General features: G+C 45.3%; 18 protein-coding genes. All 18 read left to right on the forward strand.

What is annotated here, in order from left to right; all coding sequences use genetic code 11:
* Positions 1 to 36 precede the first annotated feature (36 nt).
* The 18 genes from mobH (at position 37) to HV318_RS23360 (ending at position 19,451) form a co-directional block, all read left to right on the forward strand.
* A complete protein-coding gene (gene mobH, locus HV318_RS23275) occupies positions 37 to 2,739 on the forward strand; it encodes a MobH family relaxase (RefSeq protein ID WP_007372219.1) in 2,703 nt (900 codons plus the stop codon).
* On the forward strand, positions 2,732 to 4,708 hold the full coding sequence (gene traD / locus HV318_RS23280; RefSeq protein ID WP_048242093.1) for a conjugative transfer system coupling protein TraD: 1,977 nt from the start codon (positions 2,732 to 2,734) through the stop codon (positions 4,706 to 4,708). Before mobH ends, traD begins: the two co-directional genes overlap by 8 nt.
* A 2-nt stretch (positions 4,709 to 4,710) precedes the next feature.
* Positions 4,711 to 5,097: a hypothetical protein gene (locus tag HV318_RS23285; protein WP_009654243.1), complete on the forward strand. Its 387-nt coding sequence runs from the start codon at positions 4,711 to 4,713 to the stop codon at positions 5,095 to 5,097.
* On the forward strand, positions 5,082 to 5,732 hold the full coding sequence (locus HV318_RS23290; RefSeq protein ID WP_007372221.1) for an IncC plasmid conjugative DNA transfer DtrJ family protein: 651 nt from the start codon (positions 5,082 to 5,084) through the stop codon (positions 5,730 to 5,732). Before HV318_RS23285 ends, HV318_RS23290 begins: the two co-directional genes overlap by 16 nt.
* 84 nt (positions 5,733 to 5,816) lie before the next feature.
* Complete coding sequence (locus HV318_RS23295; protein WP_007372222.1) at positions 5,817 to 6,110, forward strand: hypothetical protein; 294 nt, start codon at positions 5,817 to 5,819, stop codon at positions 6,108 to 6,110.
* The gene (locus HV318_RS23300; protein ID WP_007372223.1) at positions 6,107 to 6,925 is read left to right on the forward strand and encodes a DsbA family protein; all 819 of its coding nucleotides are present in this window, start codon (positions 6,107 to 6,109) and stop codon (positions 6,923 to 6,925) included. The genes HV318_RS23295 and HV318_RS23300 overlap by 4 nt, the downstream gene beginning before the upstream one ends.
* Before the next feature lie 49 nt (positions 6,926 to 6,974).
* On the forward strand, positions 6,975 to 7,259 hold the full coding sequence (traL, locus tag HV318_RS23305; RefSeq protein WP_007372224.1) for a type IV conjugative transfer system protein TraL: 285 nt from the start codon (positions 6,975 to 6,977) through the stop codon (positions 7,257 to 7,259).
* Positions 7,256 to 7,882 carry a TraE/TraK family type IV conjugative transfer system protein gene (locus tag HV318_RS23310; protein ID WP_007372225.1) on the forward strand — a complete coding sequence of 209 codons (627 nt, stop codon included), beginning with the start codon at positions 7,256 to 7,258 and terminating at the stop codon, positions 7,880 to 7,882. The genes traL and HV318_RS23310 overlap by 4 nt, the downstream gene beginning before the upstream one ends.
* A 240-nt stretch (positions 7,883 to 8,122) precedes the next feature.
* Positions 8,123 to 9,160, forward strand: a complete 1,038-nt coding sequence (locus tag HV318_RS23315; RefSeq protein ID WP_007372226.1) for a type-F conjugative transfer system secretin TraK — start codon at positions 8,123 to 8,125, stop codon at positions 9,158 to 9,160.
* A gap of 4 nt (positions 9,161 to 9,164) precedes the next feature.
* A complete protein-coding gene (locus tag HV318_RS23320; protein ID WP_007372227.1) occupies positions 9,165 to 10,562 on the forward strand; it encodes a TraB/VirB10 family protein in 1,398 nt (465 codons plus the stop codon).
* Positions 10,559 to 11,125 carry a type IV conjugative transfer system lipoprotein TraV gene (gene traV, locus HV318_RS23325; protein WP_016241587.1) on the forward strand — a complete coding sequence of 189 codons (567 nt, stop codon included), beginning with the start codon at positions 10,559 to 10,561 and terminating at the stop codon, positions 11,123 to 11,125. The genes HV318_RS23320 and traV overlap by 4 nt, the downstream gene beginning before the upstream one ends.
* Before the next feature lie 93 nt (positions 11,126 to 11,218).
* Positions 11,219 to 12,817, forward strand: a complete 1,599-nt coding sequence (locus tag HV318_RS23330) for a YadA-like family protein (RefSeq protein ID WP_007372228.1) — start codon at positions 11,219 to 11,221, stop codon at positions 12,815 to 12,817.
* Positions 12,818 to 12,997: 180 nt separating this feature from the next.
* Entirely contained in the window at positions 12,998 to 13,762 is a 765-nt protein-coding gene (locus HV318_RS23335) for a DsbC family protein (protein WP_007372229.1), read from the forward strand.
* 27 nt (positions 13,763 to 13,789) lie between these two features.
* Positions 13,790 to 16,276: a type IV secretion system protein TraC gene (gene traC / locus HV318_RS23340; RefSeq protein WP_007372230.1), complete on the forward strand. Its 2,487-nt coding sequence runs from the start codon at positions 13,790 to 13,792 to the stop codon at positions 16,274 to 16,276.
* Positions 16,273 to 16,545, forward strand: coding sequence for a hypothetical protein (locus tag HV318_RS23345; protein WP_007372231.1), 273 nt, complete (start codon positions 16,273 to 16,275; stop codon positions 16,543 to 16,545). The genes traC and HV318_RS23345 overlap by 4 nt, the downstream gene beginning before the upstream one ends.
* 10 nt (positions 16,546 to 16,555) lie before the next feature.
* Complete coding sequence (gene lepB, locus HV318_RS23350; protein ID WP_007372232.1) at positions 16,556 to 17,080, forward strand: signal peptidase I; 525 nt, start codon at positions 16,556 to 16,558, stop codon at positions 17,078 to 17,080.
* Positions 17,074 to 18,387, forward strand: coding sequence for a TrbC family F-type conjugative pilus assembly protein (locus HV318_RS23355; RefSeq protein WP_016241583.1), 1,314 nt, complete (start codon positions 17,074 to 17,076; stop codon positions 18,385 to 18,387). The genes lepB and HV318_RS23355 overlap by 7 nt, the downstream gene beginning before the upstream one ends.
* Positions 18,384 to 19,451, forward strand: a complete 1,068-nt coding sequence (locus HV318_RS23360; protein ID WP_007372234.1) for a TraU family protein — start codon at positions 18,384 to 18,386, stop codon at positions 19,449 to 19,451. The genes HV318_RS23355 and HV318_RS23360 overlap by 4 nt, the downstream gene beginning before the upstream one ends.
* Positions 19,452 to 19,471: the final 20 nt, after the last annotated feature.

Genomic DNA, 19,471 nt, shown 5'->3' on the forward strand with positions numbered 1-19,471 from the left:
TTAACTTACAAGGTACTTAACCGGAGAAATCTTTTAATGCTGAGACACATTAAAAATATTCTGAATACTTTTTTGCCTGATAACAAAAAGGCTACCACTGATCTATTCGGTGACGAAATCGATATGTCAGTAGATGAAGAAATCGGGAAACTCATTTCATCACGAGATAATATGCGCTATCCGGCAAGCGAAATCGGATTCCCGGCTCAAGTACCGGGTGAGTACGTATTACGTCATTACCAGAAACCACTTGTGATGGCGATTAAACGAGAACTGGATATTAGGGACTCTGAGTTTAATCAGCTTATTCTTCCTATGCTGATAAATTTCGCTAACTTTGTTCACCTCTTCCCGGCATCCGAAAACCATCATCACCGTGCTGCAACCGGATTGTTGCGTCATTCATTGGAAGTGTGTTTCCAGTGTATCCGGCGTTCTAAAAACATCGAGTTTGATTCAATGGCGGTTCCCGTACATAAATCAAATCGTGCATTAGCATGGCGACTTGCAGTCGCAGCTGGTGGGCTACTTCATGACCTCGGGAAACCATTTACCGATTTTGAAGTATGGAACGAAGACGGGAAAATTCACTGGCCTCCAGGCCATGAACCAATCCATGTCTGGGCAAAAGAGAACAATGTAAAAAGATACTATCTTGTATGGAAACCAGGCCGTCACCGCCAGCATACCTCCAGCACGAGCAATATGTTGTTGATGATCATGCCAAAAGAAATGCATGTTTACCTTCTTAACGGCGGGAATGATATTTTCAATGAATTGACCCGGGCACTGAATGCCAGTGCGCAGCTCAATGCAGAAAAAATCAGTGGTCAGGACGTCAAAAACAAGATCCTCACTACCATTAAGGCCGCCGACTCAGCATCCGTTAACTATGATATGCGGCAATACGCCGGTGATGCGATTCGTGCAAGCCAGTCAGGTGTACCTGCGGTTCAGCGTGTAGTTGATGCCATGCGCCATAGATTGAAAAAAGGAGATTGGATTCCCAACAAGCCAGGAAGCCCTGTATGGGTGACTACCTATGGCGTATTCATCGTCTGGGGTGTTGCGGTCAAGGATATTATTGAGACCGTTAGGAACTCCGGCGCTGTTATTCCACAAACCCAGAATAGTCTGGCTGACCTGATGCTAAGTTATCATCTCTGTCGACCAAACGTTCACCAGGACGATGACACTGCATACTGGCGTATTGCCCCTCATATCTTGAATGATAAAAGTTCAAGAGAAAGCAAAGACCCTAAAGTTGCGTTGAGCTGCATCCTTCTGATATCTCCAGAAGTACTATTTGTCGATACTGTTGACCCTCTACCATGCAGCAGCCGCATCCGTATTGAAGGTAAATGGGTGGAATACCTGACCGGGAGGCCAAACCAGCCAAAACTCGTCGAAAGCGAACCCTACATTGGTCAGAAGCCGGTTCCGTCAACCGGAATACCGAATGAGGTCGACCGCTCAGTTTTACAGGGCGGAACAATCATTGCTGATGAACAGGAATCTCCACTGGAGAGTATTTTTGGAAACCGACAGGTTACGCCGGAAAACGCCCACGAACTGCTGCATAAGCTCAATCTGCTTTCTGATGAGGACTACAATCGTGTAAAGGAAAGAAATACCAGTACCAAAAATCAAAAAGATTGTCTGGATGACACTAATTCACCAACAACTGAGCTGGCGGGCAGCGGGGAATCAAAAGGGCTCAAAGATAATCAACCAAAGCCAGTGTCGGAGAATAATGAACCCAAGCGCCGTCTTTCCCTCAAAGAAACCCTGGCATCGGCACAAACAGAGATTGAGTTCTCTGTACCCAGTTCACTTATAAAAGAACCAAACCATAAAACTCTGAACGAAACCCTTGAGTTTCATTCAATCATCAACTCGTATAATAGCAACGAACCAACTTCAAGCGATGCATTGGATCAGACCCAGCCCTCACCTACCCGTCAGGCATTAAAGGAAATTCAGCTGCACCAGGATGCTGTCGATACCGGCATTCAGTCTGGTGAGGTAATTGATGATTATTCAATTTACGAAGATTATGATTCCATGTGGCAGGATGACGTGAAAGCTGATAACGATTTTGGTTACTCGGCTCATGCGGATACTTCGGCCAACATACCGGCTAACGTAAAATTTTACGATAAATTTAGTCAGCTATACGTATCTGGTCTTGAAGCGGCCAAAGAATTTCTCGTTAAATATGTTACCGACCACTCAGACGATCTTTTCATTGAATCAGGCCACTTAATCATTGCTATTGATAAAGATTTTGATGAGCGTAATTATGCTCTGCTTCAGGACTCCAACTGGTTATGGCAAAGGTTTATGGAAGCCCCAGCCCAGTATTATTTCCATCGTACTCAGAAGTGCTTATATCTCAGAAAAGAACTTAATAATGATATCGACTTGCTGATGGATGGGAAGTTTAACGATCTGCTTTACTCTGCTTTAACTGATGTTTCTGATAAAGATTACAACATTACAGATTTATGCAATGAAATGATTTCAAAAGGTATGCTGAAGCGAACCTATTCTGGAGAGCCTGTCATTGCCGTAAGCGTTGCCTTAAAGCGACGTATTGCGGATGAACTCGGCATTGATATTACTCAATTGCAGAAGATTATGCTGATGCACTTTGATTTCTATTCAAAGACCGGTGTTGACTACATTCTTCCTAATAGTGAACGAATGCATAATCAAATGGTGGATAAAGATGAGTGAGTGGAAATATAACTTACGTTGGCGCACAAATTTTGAAGGCCTTGAGACTCTTGGTTGGACAGCAGGTATAGCCGCAACTATCGGGGTTAATACACTGTTTAACATGCCATCTCTACCCTGTTACCTCTCAGTTGCAGTCCAGGCTGCTTATGGTATTCGTAGTCTCCCGGCAGCATGGGATATTTATACGCACAAACGCCGCCTGAAGCGAAAACCAAAACCACTCGTAATGGACATGAAATCATTTATCGAACAGATGATTCGTGAGCCTGACAGCTATCTTATTTGCAGAGGCTTTGAGTGGGGCCAGAATGAGGGTCAACTGGCATCTGAGTTGATAAAGCGTGACATAAAGAAATTTGTAGCCAAACCATCCAAAAATTTTATGGGCCTCGGCTGGATTCATGCGCTAGGTAAAAAAAACGAATGGATCGGAATTTCTGAAGAACTTTTATCGTTGCATACGCTTATAACTGGCACAACCGGCTCAGGCAAAACAACATATTTTAAACTACTTATTCTTCAAGCCGCACTAAAAAAACAACCACTAATCCTCATTGACCCCAAAAATGATGAAGAACTGGCTGAATGGATGAAGTTCTGTCTGGAATTGGTGGATCGCTCAACGAAATATAATTACGTTTCATTGGCGCATCCTGAAAAATCAGCTCGAATATCTCCAATTACTAACTACACTCAGGCTGGCGAGGTAGCTAACAGAATTACATCGGTTATTCAACGTGCTGATAGTACGAGCAATCCGTTTGTTTCATTTGGTATTATGTCATTAACTACGGTTGTTGAGCTGATGAAAATCTGTGAAATCAAACCGACTTTACGCAATATTAAATCACAACTGAGTGCTGACATCTCTTCATTAGCATCTCTATTGATTATGGCCATCACTAAATTCGGCCACAAGACTTTAGGAGAGTCCGATTTCGACATTATTTTACAGGCGAAAATTGACCGTTACTCGTCTAAAATTAAAGGCCCAAAAGAAATAGCAGAAATATGTGCAGACATTTACCGAAATGACATTAAAGGTAATAAAGGGAAAGGCGATACTTCAATTGAAGCCGGTATTGATATGTTCGGTCATCAGCGCGAACACTTCCAGAAAATGATTCTGAACGTGATGCCAATTCTTAGTCAACTAACTCAAGGGTTTATGTCAGAGTTGTTATCCCCTGACAGTGCTGATGAAGATGAACTGAATGATACTCGTCCAATTTCGAATATTCAGGATATCATCACTACCGGGGGAATGTTGTATTTGGGGTTAAATTCCCTTGCAGATGCTGAGACTGGATCTGCGGTCGGTTCTATTTTCCTGTCTGATATAACATCTGTTAGCTCGACTGTGTACAATTTTTTAAAACCTGGTGGTCAGGACTTGGCTTCTGTAATGGTGTTAATCGATGAAGCAGCTGAAGTTATTAATGACCAAGTTATTAAAATGTTGAATAAAACCCGTGGTGCTGGGTTCCGCTTATTTATTTCGTCGCAATCGACTTCCGACTTCGAAGCCCGTCTCGGTTCAGAAGCCAAAATGAAGCAGGTTATAACCAATACGAACCACTTTACGGCGCTACGCACACCAGATCCTGATGCCCAGGAAGCAGTCATGAAACGAGTACCACCGACAAAGTTCAAATATATTATGCGTGGTCATGGCTCCAGCGCAGGTGCAGATCCTGAACAAATCACCGGCAGTGTCGGGGAACGATTGATGGAGGAAGAAGGCGAGTTATTTCAATCTCAACTGCTAGGTTGGTTACCCAACCTCGAATGCATGGCCATAAATCAGGCTAATAAAATAGTAAAAGGTAAAGTCCCCGTCATATTAATGCCGAGGAATGAGTCCGAGTTAAGCGATGTCCGAACTATCGCTAAAAAGTACCTTTCAATCTACGAACGTCAACAAAAGGTTCGTGGTGAAAAATCACGTATCAGCGCCGAGGGGTAAATATGATTAAAACCAAAACTCTATTAAAGCGTAAAGATGATCAAGCCTCATATGACGGTTTGACCATGATCTGGCCATGTGTTGATGGCATCACTGGGCAAATGTTAGCTCTACTGAAAACCCTTACTCCTGATGAACGCGTTGGTGCAGCAGTGAGCTCCGCTATCAAAGCTTATCATCAGGACAACGAGCAGGAGCTGAATGACTGGGAGCGGCTTGCGATCTATATCATTGAGCTTGGCTTGTTCGTTTGCCGGGAACTTCAACACACGTTGAATTTCTGTGAAATTACTTCACGGATAAATCTCCCGAGAAAGCTAACCAACGAACTGATTATCCAGGCTGGGAGGAAGGCGAAGATTGGGGATATCGAATGTCTGATAAGTTGAATGAGGAAAAGTGGCCTAAGACGATAAAGACACTGATCATCTGGAGTTCGACGATTCTCCTTTTTATCTCTGTCTTCTTTCCGGTTGAGTATTTTAAGTCTAATGCTCTGAAAGAAATCGCATGGGGTCATAAAATGATAGGCGAAAAAGATTTCGTCATGGTATTGCAAAAGGCTCGCGACAATTATACTGAAGCATTTGTAAATACGGGGATTGATAAGGCGTTAAAGGATTTTTACCAGCTTCCTCCCAGCGACATGGCCAACCACGGCGGGCCACTGAAATACTTTGTTGGGCTTTTCCAGAACATTGCCGAGAACCTGAATTATTGGCTCTACATGATTATGTATCGTTTAACACTTGATATGTATTGGTTACCGTACATGGCCGTGGTCATCATCCCGTCTCTGTTTGCAGGGGTAATGCGGTGGATGGCAAAAAGATATAACTTTGGATATGCCAGTCCGTTTCTTAACCGTCGTAGCATGGTATTGATTGGCTGGGGTGTATATAGCGTTCTCCTGTCGCTTTTTATACCGTTACCTGTGCCTCCAATGATCGGGGCACTCATAATGATAGTAATGATTCCTATTGGTTCATCTCTACTTATTTCAAACCTACCAAAACGTATTTAACCTTAAGAAAAGCACCTCAATTTGCGGTGCTTTTCTTTTTCCTCAATATTTCATGTTTGTTAAATTAGCTGTGCGAGGTGATGCATGACTAATTCGAAACCATTTATTCTTTCTGCCCTGCTCTGCCTGACGTTTACCGTAGGGATGATTAGCTATTTGCTAATTTCTGATGTCCCAGAAAAAATCCGTATCCTCAATCAGAAGATCACGGCATCAACTTACCCTCAGTCACGGGATGTCCTGAACAAAGACATGGCTGAAATCATACTGCCCTATCTTAAAAAGCAAAAAGCTGCTGAGGCGTCTCAGGTCAAAGTCCAAAAGCCAAACGAAATCTATACGCCGGAACAATTGCAGCAATCAAGAGGCTACAAATGAAAAAGAACATTTTGAACTCTCTTATATTTGGAATTCCGCTCATGGTTATGGTAAGCACGGCTGCATTTTTTACTTACCAAATCGATAGACAGTCCCAACTTCTTAATGACCTAGCGATCGTTGCTGAGACTCACAAGCCCGTAGTAAACAACAAAAGCGAACTACTGGACGCATTTGCAAAATACATTAATGCAGCGGGCCTAAAACCTGAATCGCAGAAACAATCCAATGTCGGTTACCGGACTGGAAACAAACCCGATACCGCCTATGCGCCTTCTACGGACAACGAACGTATTTATGGGAACCCGGATGCTCAGTTCTATATCATTGAGTATTCCGATTTTGAATGTCAGTACTGCAAACAACATTTCCCAATCGTTATGGATCTCGTGGATTCATCACAAGGGAATATTGCGATGGTTTTCAAACATGTTCCTGTTCACGGGCAGGCTTCCCGTACTGAAGCTTTAGCAGCGGAGTGTGCTGTTGAGCAGGGAGGAAATCCATCTTTCTTCCAGTTATCTAAAGCGTTATTCCGCTACAGCCAATCTGACGGGCACGGTCTTAGCGCACCGCTAGACCAAATCGCCCGCGAAACTGGTTTAGACCCGAACCGCTTACTTGAATGTATCAATGCGGCCAGGCCGTCCAGCAAGATAGCCGACGACGTTCGTGAAGCAGGTCAGCTTGGTATCCAAAAGACCCCTACAAACATTGTTGTCTACGGTGATAAGTCAGCCATTGTTCAGGGCGCAGTAGATGGAGCAGGCCTTATGCAAATGATGGCTCAGCTTGCAGGCTCTGGTCAGAAATAGGCGCATTTTGTCGTCAATAAATCTGAAAAAATTCATATGAGAGGTCATCATGGAACCTGTTTATATTTCTCACTCGATTGACGAACCACCAAAGTTATTTTTTTGGTCGATTGATGAAGCCATGCCATTTTTCGTTGCTCTCGCGGTTGGGATTATCACTGGACGATTATTACCGATGATAATTCTGGGTGTTGTAGTTTCACGTGTTTATGGCGGTTTTCTGGCGCGAGCTTCTGAGAAATATTTTATGCACCTCTGTTACTGGAAATTCGGAGTCACATTCGGTGGTGGCACTTTTGTACCTGAATCCTTCGACCGGGAGTTTATTGTATGAATATCCATAATTTCAAAAAAGGGTTAGTTGGACTTCAGTTAGAAAACAAAAGTTTCAAGTTAATCTCTGCCTCAATGATTCTGGCAAACCTTGTACTTGGTTATGCTCTGTTAGCCAAAACACAACCCATCACTATTATTCCGCCAAACCTTACAGAAACAGCCTGGCTGGATGAAAAAGCCGCCAGCAGCTCTTATATGAAGGCATGGGCGTTATATATAGCCGACAGTTTTGGAAATGCTAACCCAGCCACTTTAGATCTACTCAAGAATTCTATCGGCCCGTTTCTTGACGCTTCAATTTACACAAAAGTTATGAAAGCAATGGACGACCAGATTGACCAAATTAAGCGCGACCGAATCTCGCTTTCTTTTAATCCGGTCGGGGTTATCACCGACCCGTTAGCAGTTGGTACTTTTTATGTCACCGGTAACCAAACTCTCGAAGGTATCACCGGCAAACCATCGACCACGCCAGTCTATTACGAGATTACTGTTAACGTAAAAGGCTACCGGCCCATTATTACGTTCATTGAGATAAAGAGTGGCAAACCGTTGCTGCCAAGTGAAGAAGATAAACACAAAGGTCAAAGGCAGAAATCTTCGGCAGCTCGAACTTCCTGACAGAATTTCGTTAGTTGATTTAACCGAGATATAAATCTTTAAGCGAGAGATTAATAAATCAGCAATCAGTAAACAAAACGGATGTGCCGAAATGAATTTTCTGATTGGTAATAGCCAATTTAAAAATGAACGTAGTGTTGCCACTTATCGGGGGGCTAAATGTTGAATAGTAAACGCATAATTATCCTGTTGCTTACCGCGTCGTCCACATTAGCGACCCATAGCGTAACGGCGGGCGAAATGTCTGTTGATCAAGGCATGGTATTTGAGCAGCCTGATGCGCAGTCGCAACCCAAAGTCACTGCAAAACTCGCCTCTCGACCAGCATCCTCAACTCAGGCAATGCTCAGCACAGAAACACGCCCATATCCTGACAACTATACACCACCAGCAAGTAACTCTATCAATGGCGGGAGTGAACCAGCTATTGATGGCCGTAATATTCAACCAGTACCTGCTGCAATTGCCAGTCCCGTTCCACTCACAAAAGAAGTCATTCCTTCTCGGCTGGAATATATCGTTGCGCCTGGCGTGAACACCCTCGTACCGATTTCGATTAACCAGATCAACCGGCTTGTTACACCGTTTGAACACCCTGTAGTGCAGAAAGTTAAACAGGAGGGTGTAACTGTAAATGTAAAAGATAACGCTCTCTACGTTTCCACCTCAGACAGTAACCCGGCAAGTCTCTATATCAGTGAGAAAGGTGACGAAAGTGTAGCGATCTCCGTGTCGTTAGTACCTCAGAAAATTGCACCGGTGCAAGCCACTCTCATGCTTTCACGAAAGCTGAACAACACGAGTACTTCTGGTGTTATGCCTGCGGCATATAACAACTATGGTGGAAGCGAAGTCAAAGCCAGGCGATGGGAACAGAAAGATAATTACATCGAGACGATTCGCAACATAATGCGAACCATCGCGCTTGGGGACATTCCACCCGGATACTCTCTGGGAAATCTCTCTTCAGGAGTTGGTATCCCGAACTGTAATTTCCGCACGGGTACTGACCAGGATCAGATTCGCTACTCCTTTGCAAATGGCCAGTATCTTCAGGGTAGTCAATTCAGTGTCATCATCGGCGTTGCACAAAACACTGGTTCATCAACAGTAATGGTTGATGAATCACTCTGCACCCATCCTCAGCTTGCAGCAAGAGCACTATGGAGTCGCAACACTCTCCAGCCTGGCCAGCGAACTGAAGCTTACTTCGTTATCCGCAACATCCAGCCAAACGAACAAGCTAACGATTCCATGCGCCCTAAACTCGCGGAGTAAAATCATGCTTATCCCCTTAAAAGAGAAATGGGCCTCAATTTCAGCAAAGCATAAAAAATGGGTTTTATGGGCTGGCGTATTTACTTTCGCCGTTCTTTTTTTGCTCTTGGTTATACCCGACTCAGCTGGCCCCCGAAATCGAGCGCCACAAGAAAAAGTGATTGCCAGCGTCCTTACCGATGGTGATACCAATGGAGTTAGCCAGAATGCTATTGCGGCGCGAATTCGCGCACTCGACAAGACCATTAAAGAGCAAGGTCAACTGATTAAAACGTTAACCGAGAAATATGGTGCTGATCAGACAGCTCAGCGTCTTAGCAATCTGGAGAACAACCAGAAAAAATCAGGCGCTGAGGTTGCAGCTATTAAGAAACGCGTTGATACCGTCTCTAACCCTGTGCCTTACTCACAACAGTCTCGCGGAGCGACACCACTGGCTGGAAACGGCCAACGTAACGTCCCTACTCTGTATAAACCTGAAGAGATATCTGCCCCTTCAGTTGCGCCAAGAAACTCAGGAAGTTTCAATAACGGGAAAACATTACAGCGCGTATACGAAGATGCGGCCCCCCCTGTCGTACCGGAACCCGCAGCAAACCAGCGTCAGCAGAAAGGGAAGGATGGCAAAGCAGTACCAAGCCAGGCAACTCCTGAAATCATCACTGTACAGGAAGATATTGAAGCCGCACCCGTTGCTGACGAAGATGATAACCCCGAGAACCAGACCTACCTTCCTGCAACGTCGATCATAAGTACTGTTTTGATTGCGGGGATGGATGCACCAACATCTCGTGATGCACGAAAAGACCCTTATCCGGCGCTGGCCAGGGTGAAAAAGGATGCAATTCTCCCAAACCGTTTCCGTGCAGATATACGTGAATGCGGAATGCTTGCAGCTGGGTTCGGTGATTTGTCCTCCGAAAGAGCTTATTTCAGATCGGAAGTCATAACGTGCATTCGGGATGACGGTGCAGTTTTTGAAGCCCCACTCGTAGCCTACGCTGTTGGTGAAGATGGTAAATCAGGTGTTCGTGGTCGACTGGTTACCAAACAAGGGCAATACCTGGCACGAGCCCTGACCGCTGGCTTCCTACAGGCTGCATCTCAGCTCTTTAACGTACAGAGTATTCCGACAATCAGTATTAAACGCGATGGAGATAGTAGTGACGCTACTCCTTACCAGCAGGTTATGAGCTCTGACGCACTCCAGGGCGCAGCAGTTTCTGGCGTAGGTGGCGCATTGAATCGTCTTGCCGATTTCTATATGCAAATGGCCGGTGACCTTTTCCCTGTAATTGAAATTGATCCAGGCCGTAGTGTTGATTTTATTGTGCAAAAAGGGGTCATGCTGAAATTCACACGTGTTACTTCAAAAACTCAAACCGTTGGGGGCAAGAAATGATGACGAAGAAAATTGTATCGGCATTGTTTTTAGTTAGTGCCGGTTTTGCGATGTCGGGTTGCTCACTACTGGGCCAGAACGATGAATATGGATGCAAGGGAATGCCCAATTCGGTCACATGTATGAATGTCCGAGATGTGTATGCCCTGACCGATGGAGATGATTACCAGGAGCAGATTGACACCGCATCTGAAAACCAACTTTCGGGAAAGCCTGTGGAGGTTAAGCGGCTGCGCACTACAGCCGGGAACGGTGGACGGAATACTGCCGATGGTGGTCGATACGTCCCTGTGCCTGCTACTGCTGCTGATCCTCAACCCATCCGAACGCAATCTATCGTCATGCGGGTGCTGGTTGACCCCTATGAGACCGCAGATGGAGACCTTAACGTCCCTGGCTACGTCTATACCGAGATTGAGCCGCGTCGTTGGGAAGTCGGTGCAAGAAATAGTGCCACATCAACTGCTGTTATCAGACCAATGTCTGCACCGGTTGCCGCTGCTCCAGCACAATCCCAGGGTGAGACATCACAACCTCCTCAGAAAGGGAGTTACATTAAATAATTGTCCAGTAGTACCGGTATACCGGTACTACTTTTTTCATGTGCTGTATTCCTTGGTCGTCTTTTTAATACCCATCACTGAAAAGGTAAGCACATGAAACAAAAGTCATTATATATTGCTATTGTTCTGGCACTTCATTGTGCTGTAGCCGTGGCAGATAACTCAATCGATAGCACCCAAATTGACGAAGTTACTGTAAATGGTGATGGCAATAACATTTCAGGGCTAACACCCTGTGCAACCCCATCAAACTGTAAATCACCACTCGGCAACTCAAGTGTTTCAGGGAATAACAACACAATTACTTCGTTAACAAACTATATTATTACCGGAAGCAATAATGACTTATCATTTAGTTACGACCCAAGCCAATTCTGGAATGACTACGCCAATAGTTTCAATGTTTACGGGAATAATAATACTGGCACTGGTCTTTTTGATTTGAATCTGGTTGGGAGTGACAATAAAGTTCTAGGACAAAACCTTGCCGTTATGGGTTATAGCAATAACGTTTCAGGAAGTGCATTGCAAGTAATAGGCTCTTATAACGAACTGGATATGGTAGGTATGGGAGCAATTCTTGGTTCCAGAAACACTGCTACTAATTACGCTGGTTCTATAATGGGTACATTCAATACGGTGAGTGGTGGTTCCTACGCTTTGACTATCGGTTCCTTAAACAATATTACAGCTGCACCGATTAATGACCCCTCTGCTGTTTTTAAATTTGGCAACATCACAATCGGCACAATTAATACCATTGATTCCGACGAATCGATCGTGCTTGGCAACTACAATACTGTATCCGATGATAACGCAATTGTTATTGGTAATTATGCTTCTGCTTCAAATGGAGGTATTTCCATTGGGAACGGTTCATTCTCCAATAGTGCTGATACCGTATCGTTTGGTTCAGCTACGGTACAAAGAACACTGACTAATGTTGCTGATGGTTCCAGCCGGTATGATGCGGTGAACTATGGTCAGCTCATGAATTCCGTTAGTTCACTTCAGGCGTACACTGATAGTGCCATCAGTTCGTACCTTTCATCCATTGGCTCTGGCTCTAACACAACGCCACCTACTACAGGCGGAAATAACAATAACGGTACGGACGGCAGCGGGACAGGAAGTGGTACAGGGTCTGGTAGCAGTAACGACAATAGCCAGACTGCCACGGATACTAATACTTATACCGACGAGCGTGAAGTGTCGATCAACGCTCGTACCGACAGTCTAATTGCAACTGAAAGCGCATCCCGAGTTGCTGGCGATGCTCAAACTCTTGTAAGTGCAAACAGTCATACGGATGCCCGTGAATCTGTCATCAACTCAAGGACTGATTTCCTTGTCGATACTGAGCGCCAGTCACGGATTGATGGTGACCGACAGACCTTGGCTTCAGCTAATAGCTACACAAACCAGAAGTTCTCTGACCTTAAAAAGACGGTTGACCGTAATGATAAAAGAGCAAAAGCAGGCTCAGCAAGCGCAATTGCTATCGCTTCAATTCCCTTCCTCAATAACGTGTCGGGTTTTGGCATGGCGATGGGCGCGTACCGAGACCAGGGGGCAATTTCGGGAGGAGCGAATTACGCTATCAATGAAAAAGTAAACGTCCGCTTTAGCATGTCGGCTGATACAGCCGGTGGTGTTGGAGCTGGTGCAGGATTTGCGGTTGGCTTCCAGTAATAATAAAGCATAAATAAAAAGCCACTTTTTTGTGGCTTTTTATTTGGACTAATTGAGTAATTAAAACCGATATTAACATTTCATCACTTCCTTTTTTTGGGGACAGTTTGCAGCCCTTTTCCCTGCGGCAAAATAAATCAATATGTGAAAATGAAACCTCTCTCATTTGGAGCGGTTACTATGAACTTTATCAAACATGTCGCGACTGCGGCACTTTTGGTGGCACTTTCTGCATCAGCTTCTGTATTCGCCGATACAGTAAAAACAAACACCGGGAATATCGATACGATTTTCAATGAAAAAGCGTTCAAGAACATTCCTCAGAATTCGCAGGAAGTAAAACGTTTTGTCGTCCCTACTAACGGCATCATCGCACTAGAGATTGATGGGAAAGTTAATTTGCTGTCTTCTAATGGCCGCTTCGTTATACAGGGAACGCTCTATGACACATGGGCTAAAAAGCCTCTGACCACCATGAGCGAAATAACCAAGAACGCCAGCATCATTCCGATGAAAGAGCTGAACCTAAATATCGCGGACTTGCGCCCAGCCGTATGGGGCGATGGGCCTAAAAAGGTCATGATATTTACCGCACCTGGTTGTGAAGCCTGTGCAGCCCCACTTTCAGCACTTGCTGACCTCGACCCGAAAGAATTCACCGTTAGCGTTCTGTCGCTCGGAGCTCTGGGCCCGGCAAGCCAGCAGCGAAATATTGAATTGTATTGTGCATCCGACCGCTACCGCGCAGACCGCGCAATTATCAGCGGAAATTCCACTCAGAAATTCGACCAGGTAAAGAACTGCGATATGCAGGCTCTGGCTCGACGTGAAGTTACGGCTCAGATACTAGGTGTCAGCATGATCCCTTTCATTGTGCGTGATGACGGCTCCTACGTACTCGGCTCACCAAAACAAGGCCTCAAAAACTTTATCGAGAACAAGTAACACTTTCTTGGGAATCCTGGAGGCATTATGAGTGAATCTTTAATTTTTCAGCGACTCAAAAACCTGAAGCGTTTTTCTGACTTGTGTCCTGTACGTGCATATGACGAATCCAATCATTTGTTTATGTGCGACAACAAATATGTTGGTTTCGGATTTGTTTGTCGTCCCTTAAGCGGGACAACCGGCAAGGAGATGACTAACCTTCAAACGTTGCTGTCTTCCAACTTCCCCGCCAAAACTATCGTTCAGTTTGACCTGGTTGCAAGCCCAAACATCGTACAGAAAATTAACCGGATGGACGTATTGCGTATGGATTGCCGGGACGCAATCCTGCGTAACGCAATTTATAACCGCTCTAAATTCCTTTTGAAAAGCACCGAAACGCCGATGAAGCGAACCGGGACTCGCGTCCGAAATTGTGTGCTTCTCATTACAGTAAAAATTCCGATCAAATATAACTATGAAATGCGTGAAGAAGAATTCAATCACGTTAACGAGCTGCGGAATGTGTTCGAAACGACGCTGAGCATCACTGGTTTGTGTCCCGGTGCATTGACGCGTGAAAGTTACATCGATGTTCTGAGCTCCATTTGCAACCAGGGTGAAAGCGCCTCCTGGAGAGACCGGACGCCGGTACAGCCACAAGAAGACAAGTACATTTCAGAACAGTTAGTCGACCACGATCGCATGTTTTTCATTAAGAAAGACTATTGCGGTTTTGGTGATCCGACAGATTCCGAGCTTCGTGGAGAAGCACCTACACCGACAACGTTTGTGAAAACATTGAGTGCGCGAAAATTCCCGAAAAGATTCTTTCCCGGGCAAGCGCAATACTTTCTCGGCGATATGATGAGTGGTGTTACTGGAATTAAATCATCCTGCATCATCTCAATGAGCCTGATTTTCTTTGATCAGCAAAGTGAAAAAACTAAATTCACCTCGAAACGTAACTGGGTTGTTCAGCAAACCAGTGGCCCATTAATTAAGTGGGTTCCATCACTCATAAACTTGCGTGAGGGCTTCGATCTTCTTAGCGAAAAAGTTGATAACAACGACCCAATTTGCAAAGCCAAATTTACGGTATCAATCTTCTCTAACTCAAAAGATGGCGTGTTACGCGCTGCTCAGGAAGCTGCAAGTTATCTGAACACCTATCAGTTTAAGATGATCCCAGATACCTACTATGTTGCGCCAATTTTCCTGTCAGCTCTGCCAATGTTTAACGAAGCATCAGCAGAAAAGTCCATTGGCCGATATCGAACAATGGCACTCAGTGAAGCGATGGTACTTTCACCTCTCTATGCAGATTGGCAAGGTACAGACAAACCCGCCTTAATGCTGACATCGCGCTCTGGCCAGATCCAATCACTGGACTTGTTTGATTCTGATACTAACTATAACGCCTGTATCGCAGCTGAGTCGGGGTCGGGTAAGTCATTCCTGACAAACTACATTATCACCGCCTACAGAAGCCTCGGGGCTAAAGTCTGGTGTATTGATGTAGGTGACTCGTACAAAAATATCTGTGAGACCTACCAGGGCGATTATCTCGACTTCAATCCCAAAACCAGGCCATGTCTTAACTTCTTCGAACTGATCGAAGACTATTTCGGTGAGTCTGAAGATGATGACTCCAGTGGCGGTGAAGAAGATCTGATCATCGGATTGTTATCGGTGATGGCAGCTCCTAAAGAAGGTCTGAATTCATTCGAAGAGTCTCGACTTAAACAACATGTAGCTGATCTTGTCCGTGTACACAAGAAGCTGACCACCGTTGATATGGTTGCTGATTCACTGCTGAAAGATGAAGATAAAGACATTAAACGTATTGGCCATCAGCTCTATCCGTTCACGAGTGCGGGCCAGTACGGGAAGTACTTTGTTGGTAAGAACAATATCGACTTCAAAAATCCGTTCACTGTACTTGAACTTTCCCGACTGGAAAGTTCAGAACACCTTAAACAGGTTGTCCTCCTTCAGCTGATTTATCAAATCCAGCAGGACATGTTCATGGGCGACCGTAGCCAGATGAAGCTGGTCATTATCGATGAGGCCTGGGCATTGTTATCAGGAAATATCGGGGCGTTCATCGAGAAAGGTTATCGCCGGTTCCGTAAATATAACGGAGCTGCAATTACCATCACCCAGTCTATCAACGATATTTACAAAGATAGTATCGGGAAATCGATCGCAGATAACTCAGCCTTTATGCTCTTGCTGGGGCAAAGTGAATCCGCAGTGAACGAAGCTGAAGCAAATAAACGTCTGGCGCTGGACGAGGCTGGTTACCGGTTCCTTAAAACCGTTCGTTCCACGAAAGGTGTCTACTCAGAAATCTTTGTCATTTCTAAAGCGGGCCAGGGTATTTGCAGACTTGTGGTTGACCCATTCAGCTTACTTCTCTATTCGACTGACCCGAAAGACGTTGCCGCGATCAAAGACAGAAAGTCCCGGGGGATCAATACCGAAGAGGCTATCAACGAAATTCTGGTTGAGCGGGGGTTAGCCGCATGATTAAAACCGCTGCAATTGCGCTGCTTTTTGGTTTCATCGGAGCCGCCCTTTTTGGGCGGTTATTCCCACCAGCCTCGCCCTATGACTATGTTGCAGTCATCAACTTTATGGACGATAAAGGTCAACCGTTAGGTGAAGCCCAGTCAAGGCTGGTATTAGCCCGCGCTGAGAAACTGTCAGAGGCGGGGTATCTTGTGCTCAATGCCTCAGCCCTTTATAGCTACCCTACGGGGCTCAAGATCCCCCAGACCATCAACACTCAGCAATAGCGGTGGGCGAATGAATACACCCAAATCAGTATGGAGCTTAATATTTCGTAAAAAGCGAAGCTGGAGGCAACATATTGTTTTCAGCATCGTTGTTATTTTCTTAACCGCACCGCTGACGCTATACGTGCTTAACCGGTATGAGATTGGTATCGATCCACAAAATAACCAATGTCTTCCTCCGTACCGAATATATCTCGTCGATAAAATGGACAAATCAATCGTCAAAGGGAAAATTTACGCCTTTCATTCTGAGCTAATGCAACCATATGGCAAAGGGCTGAAAATTGTTGATGGCATTGCGGGAGACACAGTCTCCGTTGATCCCGAAGAGACTGCAATTAACGGCTCTATGGTCGGTGAGGGACTGGCATTAGCAGCAGAATCTGGCCATACCGAACAGGAGCTAACGCGTAGTGGTGTCGTACCGAATGGTCGCCTGTGGATGATGGGGCGCACCAGATACAGTTTTGATTCCAGGTACTGGGGATCATTAGACGAGTCACAAATTATAGGCCGAGCGTATCCATTATGGTAAAAAAAACACCTTTTCGACTTTCGATATTGGCATTTGTAACCGCTGTTGTTTTCACTCCAGTCTGGGCCGAAAACACTGGTATCTATTTAAGTGATCTGCCGTCAAGACCGGTATCCAACTTAGATAATATTCCGACAAGACCGGCTAATAACTACTCAGTCACTGACATTCAAAAAGCTAAGCGTCAATTATCTGCAACTGAAATGAAAGATATTGACAGTCTCATAAAAGCGGCTCGTGATAATCAAAATGCCACTGCCGACCGCGCTACTGACACGGTTAAAGATAATCGAAAAATGATGGGTGAAATGCCCGAGTATAAAAATACAGATGAACTAGTCGATGATGCGGTAAGAGGAGCGTTAGCAAAGTCTGATATGACTAACGAGAAACAAAATAAGCCAGCCGGTGATTTTATTTATATTCTCGTCTCCGCGTCTCTCAGCGATGCTGAAATCACCGACATTCTCAAGTTATACGATGGACGCACGGATATCGCTCTGGTTGTCCAGGGGGCAAAAGATAAAAAGAACCTGCTTGATGAACTTACCCACTGGCAGAAACTTTCCTTCGACTCCAAGTCTTCTCTGGCCGTAAACCTCGATCCAACTGTATTCAAAAACTACAACGTTAGTTCTGTACCGACCATTATCCATGAAAAAGATGGTGAGCTGGTGGCCAGGGTGACAGGCATCTATGACATCGCGTACCTGAAAGACAAGACCGGCGACCTTGGTGTGGCCGGGCCCGCTGTTGGGGTCGTAGAGAAGAACCTTATTGATGAACTACAGGAGAGTGTCGCTAAACTCGATTTTGATGGCATGAAGAAAAAGGCCATTGATAACTACTGGCCCCGCCAGGTTTTCCAGGAATTCCCGGAAGCGACAAAGCGAGCTACCAGAACCATCGATCCGACGGTCATTATCCCTCAAAACATTACTTCACCTAACGGCGATATCGTTGCAAAACGGGGGCGATTTAACCCGCTAACTGTGATGCCATTTACCATCAAGCTAATCTTTTTCGATGCACGTGAAGAATGGCAACGCCAGTTCGCCAGGTATCAGTTTGAACATACACCAGCCTCCCTCACGCCAATACTGGTCACGACAAACGTGTATGGTGATGGCTGGCAGACCTTCCGTGACACCAAGAAAGAATACGGTGACTTCGCAAGGCTATACATGATTCAGCCAGGCATGGCCGAACATTATGGTTTGATAAACGTGCCCAGCGTTGTGACAGCCGACAGTAAGCGATTCATTAATGATGAATATTCACGCAAAGATTTTGAGGAGCTGAAATGAAAAAAATTCTCTCAGTTCTGAAATCACCCAAGACCCTGGTGCTCGCATGTCTGGCTTTTACTATGCCGGTTTTTGCGGCTGACGTTTCATCACCCGTACAGAACAAGGTCTGTCATGATAACCAAGTCTTATCAGCGAAACTCATTACGGATGTTTGCTGGAACTGTATTTTCCCGATAAAGCTTGCCGGTATTAATCTGTCGATGACAGGTACTGCACCTGACAATGCAGCATCAGGGACAGTATGTGCCTGTAAGGATGGATTGAACGTCTATCACCCGGGTGTATTGACCGCGATGTGGGAACCGAGAAAGCTCATCGAGTTAACGAGAACACCCGGGTGCATGTCATCCCTAGGAGGGGTAACACTCGACCTTGGTAATGATTTGCAGTTTGGCCCGCAGACCGATGGAGCAGCCGAGGAACAGCGGGAGCGTTTCTCAATAAGTTTCTACAACGCACATATGTATGCTATGCCGTTATTAAGAATGTTGGATATGTATCTACCCGGTCAATGTAATGCCGACCCATACAGCGATTTTGATATCATTAATTTCACGGAGATTGACCCGACCTGGAATAATACGATGCTGGCATTCTTCCAGAACCCGGAATCAGCAGCTGTGGCTAACGTGATAGCAATGCAGGCTTGCGCCGGTGAAGCAGCGGCACAATTTGCAGGTAAACAGCCAATAGACTCACTTTGGTGGTGTGCCGGTTCCTGGGGTGGGCAGTATCCTTTAACTGGATCGGTACGGAGTATGGATGCCCCCAGAACAACCAGCCTGGTCGGGATCCGTATGCTGGCCGCAGAACATCGTCGTGGACTGGCCTACCGTTCGATGGGAAACGATACTGTTTGTCGCTCCAAGATTTACCCAACGTTGCCAAAGCAACAGTACAAATTGAATATGTTCTACCCTACCCCGGAGACAAAAAACAGTCATGAGGTCGGTGAGTCCCCATACCAATGGCAAGGTGGGCCTTTCCGTTATCCAACCGGTAAAGGCCAGGACAGCACCTACATGATTTTCCAGTGGGTAGATTGTTGCCGCACAATGTAATAAAAAAACCCTGCAATGCA

The sequence above is a fragment of the Enterobacter sp. RHBSTW-00901 genome, assembly GCF_014103115.1.
GTDB classification, from domain to species: Bacteria; Pseudomonadota; Gammaproteobacteria; order Enterobacterales; family Enterobacteriaceae; genus Enterobacter; species Enterobacter cloacae_P.

Coding starts and splice junctions, on each gene's coding strand:
- traC (WP_007372230.1), top strand. CDS start 13,790: ATGAGTGAATCTTTAATTTTTCAGCGACTCAAAAACCTGAAGCGTTTT.
- HV318_RS23295 (WP_007372222.1), top strand. CDS start 5,817: ATGACTAATTCGAAACCATTTATTCTTTCTGCCCTGCTCTGCCTGACG.
- lepB (WP_007372232.1), top strand. CDS start 16,556: ATGAATACACCCAAATCAGTATGGAGCTTAATATTTCGTAAAAAGCGA.
- traL (WP_007372224.1), top strand. CDS start 6,975: ATGGAACCTGTTTATATTTCTCACTCGATTGACGAACCACCAAAGTTA.
- HV318_RS23360 (WP_007372234.1), top strand. CDS start 18,384: ATGAAAAAAATTCTCTCAGTTCTGAAATCACCCAAGACCCTGGTGCTC.
- mobH (WP_007372219.1), top strand. CDS start 37: ATGCTGAGACACATTAAAAATATTCTGAATACTTTTTTGCCTGATAAC.
- HV318_RS23335 (WP_007372229.1), top strand. CDS start 12,998: ATGAACTTTATCAAACATGTCGCGACTGCGGCACTTTTGGTGGCACTT.
- HV318_RS23345 (WP_007372231.1), top strand. CDS start 16,273: ATGATTAAAACCGCTGCAATTGCGCTGCTTTTTGGTTTCATCGGAGCC.
- HV318_RS23285 (WP_009654243.1), top strand. CDS start 4,711: ATGATTAAAACCAAAACTCTATTAAAGCGTAAAGATGATCAAGCCTCA.
- HV318_RS23310 (WP_007372225.1), top strand. CDS start 7,256: ATGAATATCCATAATTTCAAAAAAGGGTTAGTTGGACTTCAGTTAGAA.
- HV318_RS23330 (WP_007372228.1), top strand. CDS start 11,219: ATGAAACAAAAGTCATTATATATTGCTATTGTTCTGGCACTTCATTGT.
- traV (WP_016241587.1), top strand. CDS start 10,559: ATGATGACGAAGAAAATTGTATCGGCATTGTTTTTAGTTAGTGCCGGT.
- HV318_RS23320 (WP_007372227.1), top strand. CDS start 9,165: ATGCTTATCCCCTTAAAAGAGAAATGGGCCTCAATTTCAGCAAAGCAT.
- HV318_RS23315 (WP_007372226.1), top strand. CDS start 8,123: ATGTCTGTTGATCAAGGCATGGTATTTGAGCAGCCTGATGCGCAGTCG.
- HV318_RS23300 (WP_007372223.1), top strand. CDS start 6,107: ATGAAAAAGAACATTTTGAACTCTCTTATATTTGGAATTCCGCTCATG.
- HV318_RS23290 (WP_007372221.1), top strand. CDS start 5,082: ATGTCTGATAAGTTGAATGAGGAAAAGTGGCCTAAGACGATAAAGACA.
- traD (WP_048242093.1), top strand. CDS start 2,732: ATGAGTGAGTGGAAATATAACTTACGTTGGCGCACAAATTTTGAAGGC.
- HV318_RS23355 (WP_016241583.1), top strand. CDS start 17,074: ATGGTAAAAAAAACACCTTTTCGACTTTCGATATTGGCATTTGTAACC.